Here is a 6,758-nt window from a genome sequence, read left to right as displayed (position 1 = left end):
TTTTACGGACGGCTACTGACCCCGCTGTCTATTCAACAAGCGGAACGTCTCGTCCGGTGGAATTCGTCGATATAGAACCAGGTTGTTTTATGTTTGGAACGGTTGGCCGTAACACGGTTCCACACCGCATCCTGCATGATCAAAAGCCCGATTTCCTTTAAGGCTTTTCCCAGTGATTTAAGCTGGAAACACAGTACCCGGTGTTGATCCATTTGGATATTGGAACGGTGGTTGAACACGTTAAGGGAACCATTGACATAGATTTCCAGCGCAGTTGCGATATTCTGTGCCTCCGGTTCAGACTGTTTCAAAAGCAGCTCGTAAAGATCGCCTAAGATCGGCATATTTTCCGGGCATGGGTCCTGCAGGTATTCCCGGTACACCAGTCTGGTACAACGGTCGATGATCGTCCTTTCAATAGGGGAAAGCCCTTCTTTGCCGCCGATGATAAGGTCACACAGCGACAGAATAAAATCACTTTTCAAAGTGATCGGGTTTTCATCATCGGAATAGTCCAGATTGATGTCCATAGGGTTAATGTAGTTTGTGGAAGTAGGGGAAATATCAATGACCTGCCCCTGGGAACCGAACTGCTGCACCAGCGGCCCATACTCATTTTCCGGGTCAGCGATAATGATGTCGTCCTCCGTCAGAAGGAACACATTGACGATCTCACGCTTGGCAGAGAAAGATTTACCGCTTCCTGGGGTACCGAGAAACAGCCCATTGGGGTTTTTCAGCGTTTTTCTGTTCGCCATGATCAAGTTATTGGAAAGGGCGTTCAGGCCGTAATACAACGCCTCGCCCTCCTGGAACAATTCACAGGTGGTAAACGGTACAAAGATCGCTGTGCTGCTGGTCGTAAGCCCGCGCTCAATTTCAATCTGGTTCGTACCAAGAGCAAGCGAGGACATAAGCCCCTGTTCCTGCTGGTAATCCAGCCGTTTTAAGGCACAGTTGTATTTCTGTGCCACACCCGAAGCGGCAAAAATATCATTGAACAGCTTTTGGCGTTTGGCAGCGATATTTTCCACCAGTACCGTCACAAGGAACATGCGCTCATTGCGGCTCTGTAAATCCTGCAAAAGATTTTTTGCTTCCTCTCCATAGGTGGCAAGGTCGGTGGGAATGATGTCCATATCATACCCGGATCGGACCGCTTTCTTTTGTTCCTCAATGGTCATTTTCTGCAGGTCCGACATTTTACGCTTGATGTTTCGGATTGCCTGTGCCTGGTCGATAGACTGAATATGCAAGTTGACAGTCACGGCGTCGTTTAAGTCAAGAAGATCCGCTAAAAGCCGGTCAGTAAGCTCCGGCGCCAAAATCTGCAAAAAGGAGACGGCACCGGAATGGTCGCCTACCCGGAATGTCTTTCCATCCTTTGAAAAAGACAGCCCGGATGGGGAAATGAAGTCTTTGGTAGAAAGACCGGTCTTAGGCAGATCCGACCACTGGAAATGAAACTTTTCCTGACCGTCCGGGTGAAGCTGGCCGTGAAGAAGTTCCAGACGTTCCAGTCCGTTTAAGGATCTTGACTGGACTCCAAGGGTTTTGAAATTTGCCAGCACATCCGTTTCAATGCGTTCCAGACGCATTTTCGCAGTACGCAGGTCATCTGCCTCGATCCCAAAGGTAATGTATTTGCGTTTGGTGAGACCGTTATTTCCTTTCTGCAACTGGTTCTTTAACATATCCCCGTATTCCTTGCGGATTCCGTCATACTCGTCGCCGCGGGGAGGGATTTCAATGCTTCTGGTAAAATCCTGCATATTGGCCCGCTGGTTGATAAAGGTAAGCTGCACATGGATCGAAGCATCGAAGTAATTTAAGAAATCGCAGTAACCCTCGAAGATCTGTGCTTTATCATCTGCCTGTGCAAGCTGATAGTTAATATCAAAAAACTGTACCGTTTTGGTGTAAAGGGTATCGGTCAACCGGCAGATCCCATCCCGGTACATTTCACGGTAGGGAATGCTCTGCTGGACCGTCTGCGGGGCATCTGCTTTCAGCCCGGCAAAAAAGCCGCCTTTTTTAGACGGCTTGGAACGGGCAGACTTAGTTTTGCCCTGCTTTGCAACGGCTCTGGTCTTTTTGGCCTGCCTGATATTTTTTTGCAGACGCTTTTCCTGAGCTTCCTGCTGCTTGTTTTTTGGCAATCTTTGTAACCTCCTTCTTTGACATAGATTTATACAGGTTATCCGTCCTGTATGGACGGTTCTTCGGCCAGAGCTTATAACGGAGCCGGTTCTTCAAGATCTTTTCTGCCGGCTGTCCGTCACGCTCATACATGGCGAAGAAGAAAAAGGGCATCATCAGCCCGATCATCAAAAGTACAGCCGCCGAATTGCCGATCGCCCCGCGGGTAAAGAAATACACCGGAAGGCCGACAAGCCCGGCAAGACTGAAACAAATAAGCTGGCGCTTCGTCAGATTGAAGGCCAGCTTGGTTTTAACTTTGGTTAAATCCTTTGGTACAGGTACATAAGGCATCTATACACCTCCCATCGTAATATAGTTTCCGGCCCATTACCGTGCACCGAATTCGCGTACCGGTTTCTCCGAAGCCGGACATTCCCGCACTTCCTGAGCCGCATTTTGCAGCCGTGCCAGGACAGAAACAGCCGGTCCTCTCTGACACAGGTATTCCTGGCTATCTCGGATTCCGGCAATATTTTCCCGAATATCCATATCCACGTCGAACACATCCGAAACCGGTAAAAGCCAACGGTCTGCAAAGTATTTCAAAGGATTCTCAAGCGCCAGCACATCATCCAACATTTCATCCCCGAACTCAAACTTTGTTGTCAGATAGGAATACGCCTCCTGCATGGCTGTAATTTCAGCAGCTTTTTCAATTAAGGATTCCTTATCTCTTGACATAAGGCTTTCCCGGTAAGCAAAGTAATTCTGTCCCAGCCGTTTCATCAGGAGTGTATATTTGTCCTGTGCGGAAGCTTCGCTTGTGAAATGTTCAAATTTTTGCTCTGCATCAATTTCTTTGAGAAGATCGCAGATCGGGAAACTGTGTTCATGGTTATTTTCTTCCCAACACCATCGGGCTACATCCAACGGGTCCTGAAAAGAAAGAAGCGCCTCTACTTCCGCCGGAGTAAATACATGCTCAACCTTCAGATAATAGTGGAGTTCCGAAAGTCCCTGTAACTCGTAAATACTGCCGATGTTCTGTGCATCCAGCATATCCGCATGAACCTTCAAACACTCGTCCAACCGTTCCATAAGCAGCGGCTTTGCATCTTGTTCTATCAAAATCACCCCTTTCGCTCCGGCATAGTCAGCGTACAGTTCACTTCATTGCCCCATACATCCCAGCCGGGTGTCTTTTGTCTTGCAAACAGTTCCACTCTGGGCTGATCGCCCATGAGTTTTACGATCTTATCCCGCACCTCGTCCGGTTTCTTGCTGTGCTGCTCAATATGGGAGATCACAAACTGATGGATTCCCGCACACTGGCGTTTCGGTCGGCCTCTGGTTGCCAGCAGGCAGACCTCCGCATTGGATCGGGTCCAAAAGCCCATGCCATAAAACCAGCTATCCGCTTTCCGGTTCTGTTTGAGCCATAGAAAAGCCAGCGTTTTATATTTGAACCCCCAGGCGTCGATCACCCGGAAGGCTTCATTGAGCTGTGGGAAGGTCGCCCACAGAAAGAGAGCGCTGTCTTTTGCGGCAAGTTCCGATACCGGCAGGGCACAGATTTCTTCAATGCTCATCGTGGGGTAATGGTTTTCCGCAACGCCGCTTCCATGTTTCCTATCATAGCGCCAGGGCGGATCGGCATAGATAATGCCGTACTGTTTCGTTTCCGGCATTAGCGAGCCTGCTCATTCTTAGATGGGGCAGGTTTGGCCGGCTGTTCTTTGACCTTACCGGCATTTTCCTTCAATGCACCGGTCAGGGAAGGTTTTTCCGCAGCTCCCTTTGTTGCTTCAAGAGTTGCTTGCAAATTTTCAATAGCCTGCCCATACCCATCGATCAGAGCGTCATTAAGCTGTTTGCGGAACTCTGCCGTAACCGGCCAGCAGACATCTTTCCAGTTGCCTCCCTTATCCTGGGTTGCGGGCATATTGACATACAGCCCCTTTTCACTGGAACAGATACGGAAGCCGTCAATCTTAAAGCATCCGCCAATCGTAACATTGGCAAACGCCAGCAGGTTTCCCATTGGGGCGATCGGACGCACGCGGACATCCAGCTTCATGCCGTTTGTCATTTCCGGCGTCTGTGTCTCCGGCGCCATTTTTTCTGTATTGGTTTTACTCATATATAAAATCCTCCTTTTTAGAATTGGTTTTGTTCATGCTATCTTGCATTAAATATGGATTTGGATAACGAACCTGTCTTAAACAGGGCAAAGGCCAGCAGTACCGTATAACCCGCCGTTCCCCAGATCGCGCCGTGCACGTCGCCGGACGATGGGATAGACTGGACCAGCACTGCATAAATGGCAACACAGATCAGAATCAAAAAACCCTGAAAACCCAGGGCAAAAAGGGAACGCAGATACCCGGTTCCCATTTGTCCCCATTCCCGGTTTGCCATTGTGGAAAACGGGATCGGTGCAAGGCTCACGGTTAAATAAATCTCGATCATACGGCCATATACAATGACAAAGATCACGATGGACAGTACCCACATACACAGATTGATGATGTTGGTTTCCAGCCACAGTCCAATCAGTTCCCACATTCCCATTGCTTCAAGCTGGGTTTCCAGATCAGACAACGCCGCCTGCACATCCAGGTTCCCGTTTATGACACCGGCACTTTGCGACACCACATTTTGGGCCACATCAAAGACCGCCATCACAATCGTAAAACAGTTGGTGAGCAGGTAAGTGGCAACAAAAGTCTTGAAAATCCACTTGAAGATGTTGAATGTATCGAATTCGTGCATGTTGTTCTTTTCGAGAATCATCTGGATCAGTTCATACACCAGAACAAAGGTCAGGATCATGCCCGCAATGGGAATGACGACGGTTTCCGAAAGATTTTGGATCATGGAAAATACGCCGCCATTCCAGCCCTGCGGGGTCTGTCCTACTTGATTTGCCACATCCGCAACCTGATTGTTGACGGAGTTGAAAATGCTGGTGTACTGTCCGGTGATCGCATCGATCAAGCCCTCTTTAATCCAGTCTGTTATCCGTTCAAACAGACTGCCCATAAATCAGCCCTTAACCGAACAGGCCGGAAAGCAGCGGAATCAGCGTTGCACCAACCAGAGCGATACCTCCGCCTGCCATAAGCTGCTTGATCCCCTGGGATTTTGCACCTGGGTTATCATTTCCGTAACCTTCGAGAAGGTTTACAACACCCCATGCGCCCAGACCTGCGCCCAGGGCGATCACAAGGATCTTCAAAGTATCAATCGCGCTTGCAAAAAATGCCATAATGTTCCTCCTTTAATTTCAGAAATTTTAATTTGTGATATGGCCGTATCAGGCCGGAAACAAAAAAAGCCGCCGCACTGTTTTTAGAAAAAAATCTGTTTCAAACAGCACGGCGGCATGGGGCAGGAAGAATCCTGCGGTTATTTACTTTTCAGGGAGAATCACGAATCCTCAAAAAATCCTCCTTTCATCATGACAAAAACAAAGCCTGCCGGGGCATCATGCTTTGACAGGCAGGAACAACTCTATAAAGTCTGGGAAGCCAGATCTTCGGCTGTGACTTCATAATTGCGGTATCGTTCACCGGGACGCATCGGCATCCGGGTAGAAAGAAACTTTTCGATATTAAAAGCGTTCTTCTCATTAAAATCGGAAAGCAGTTTGTAATTTGGGTGTTTGGTTATATCATATTTCCGGGAGAGGAACGGCCGCACACCCCTGATCTGTAGCAGACATTTACCCCCGTCCATGACCGCCAGTTCATCCACCGACATCAGATCCTTTCCCAACTTTTGAAAATTTTGTCCGTGGGATTCCTGATTGCCCTTTGTGACACTGGTATTATACAGGTCGATGGTCTCTTTCCCCAATAGGGAGTTCCAGCTTTTTAAGGTGGTTTCTTCTTTGCCTCCTAAGAAAAGAGAGGCGTCACAGTTACCGATGATGGTGTCCATGTTGTCTTTATACAGGGCTTTGAGCTGGCTTTGCGCCTGCAGCACCAGGCAGGCAGAGATCTCACGGCTTCGGATGGTCGCCATAAGACGCTCCAGATTCGGGATCTGCCCGATATTTGCCGCCTCGTCGATCAGGCAGCGCACATGGATGGGAAGCCTGCCCCCATACACATCATCCGCCCGCTCGCACAAGCGGTTAAACAAAATGGAATAGATCAGACTGATCAAAAATGCAAAGGTTCCGTCCGTATCACTCATAATAAGGAAAAGAGCAGTCCGTTCATCTCCCAGCATATCCAGATCCAGTTCGTCATACATGGTAATTTCCCTGACTTCTTTAATGTCAAAAGGAGCCAGTCTGGAAGCACAGGAAATAAGGATCGACTTCGCTGTTTTTCCGGCAGCGAGCTTATATTTCTTATATTGACGCAGGGCAAAATGATCCGGGTCTTTCTGTTCCAGCGCGTCAAAGAGAAGGTCAACGGCATTTTTGAACGACTCATCATCCTCACGGACTTCCATTGCGTTCAGCATTTCTACCAGTGTGGCAAAATTCTGTTCGTTTGCCGGAGCCTCATAATAGATATATCCGATCAGTGCCGTATAGAGCAGGGTTTCTGCCTATAGTGATAGGTAAGGTTTTGATATTATCTCCACCTTTTCCCCCACTTCAC

At 48.5% G+C, this 6,758-nt stretch carries 6 protein-coding genes and 2 pseudogenes; all 8 read right to left on the bottom strand.

What is annotated here, in order from left to right:
• Window positions 1-56: 56 nt before the first annotated feature.
• Window positions 57-2,120: pseudogene (locus tag LI091_RS18005) on the bottom strand (VirB4-like conjugal transfer ATPase, CD1110 family); the annotation flags it as partial.
• Window positions 2,059-2,493, bottom strand: coding sequence for a PrgI family protein (locus LI091_RS18000; RefSeq protein WP_015542953.1), 435 nt, complete (start codon window positions 2,491-2,493; stop codon window positions 2,059-2,061). The pseudogene LI091_RS18005 and the gene LI091_RS18000, both read right to left, overlap by 62 nt.
• 36 nt (window positions 2,494-2,529) lie before the next feature.
• Window positions 2,530-3,270, bottom strand: a complete 741-nt coding sequence (locus LI091_RS17995; RefSeq protein ID WP_243272642.1) for a hypothetical protein — start codon at window positions 3,268-3,270, stop codon at window positions 2,530-2,532.
• A 2-nt stretch (window positions 3,271-3,272) separates the two neighbouring features.
• Window positions 3,273-3,830 (bottom strand): MT-A70 family methyltransferase, encoded by a 558-nt coding sequence (locus tag LI091_RS17990; RefSeq protein WP_029731790.1) that lies wholly within the window; start codon window positions 3,828-3,830, stop codon window positions 3,273-3,275.
• On the bottom strand, window positions 3,830-4,282 hold the full coding sequence (locus LI091_RS17985; protein ID WP_015542955.1) for a SpoVG family protein: 453 nt from the start codon (window positions 4,280-4,282) through the stop codon (window positions 3,830-3,832). Before LI091_RS17985 ends, LI091_RS17990 begins: the two co-directional genes overlap by 1 nt.
• A gap of 38 nt (window positions 4,283-4,320) precedes the next feature.
• On the bottom strand, window positions 4,321-5,184 hold the full coding sequence (locus tag LI091_RS17980; RefSeq protein WP_015542956.1) for a VirB6/TrbL-like conjugal transfer protein, CD1112 family: 864 nt from the start codon (window positions 5,182-5,184) through the stop codon (window positions 4,321-4,323).
• 10 nt (window positions 5,185-5,194) lie between these two features.
• On the bottom strand, window positions 5,195-5,410 hold the full coding sequence (locus tag LI091_RS17975) for a Maff2 family mobile element protein (RefSeq protein ID WP_005361081.1): 216 nt from the start codon (window positions 5,408-5,410) through the stop codon (window positions 5,195-5,197).
• A 245-nt stretch (window positions 5,411-5,655) separates the two neighbouring features.
• Window positions 5,656-6,705 (bottom strand): annotated as a pseudogene (locus tag LI091_RS17970) (VirD4-like conjugal transfer protein, CD1115 family); the annotation flags it as partial.
• Between the last annotated feature and the right edge of the window lie 53 nt (window positions 6,706-6,758).

Source organism: Blautia sp. MSK20_18 (assembly GCF_020553125.1).
In the GTDB taxonomy this organism is placed as follows: Bacteria; Bacillota; Clostridia; order Lachnospirales; family Lachnospiraceae; genus Blautia_A; species Blautia_A fusiformis.
Note: the sequence above shows the minus strand (reverse complement) of the source record. Positions and strands in the feature narration are given on the sequence as shown.

Coding starts and splice junctions, on each gene's coding strand:
- LI091_RS18000 (WP_015542953.1), bottom strand. CDS start 2,493: ATGCCTTATGTACCTGTACCAAAGGATTTAACCAAAGTTAAAACCAAG.
- LI091_RS17990 (WP_029731790.1), bottom strand. CDS start 3,830: ATGCCGGAAACGAAACAGTACGGCATTATCTATGCCGATCCGCCCTGG.
- LI091_RS17985 (WP_015542955.1), bottom strand. CDS start 4,282: ATGAGTAAAACCAATACAGAAAAAATGGCGCCGGAGACACAGACGCCG.
- LI091_RS17980 (WP_015542956.1), bottom strand. CDS start 5,184: ATGGGCAGTCTGTTTGAACGGATAACAGACTGGATTAAAGAGGGCTTG.
- LI091_RS17975 (WP_005361081.1), bottom strand. CDS start 5,410: ATGGCATTTTTTGCAAGCGCGATTGATACTTTGAAGATCCTTGTGATC.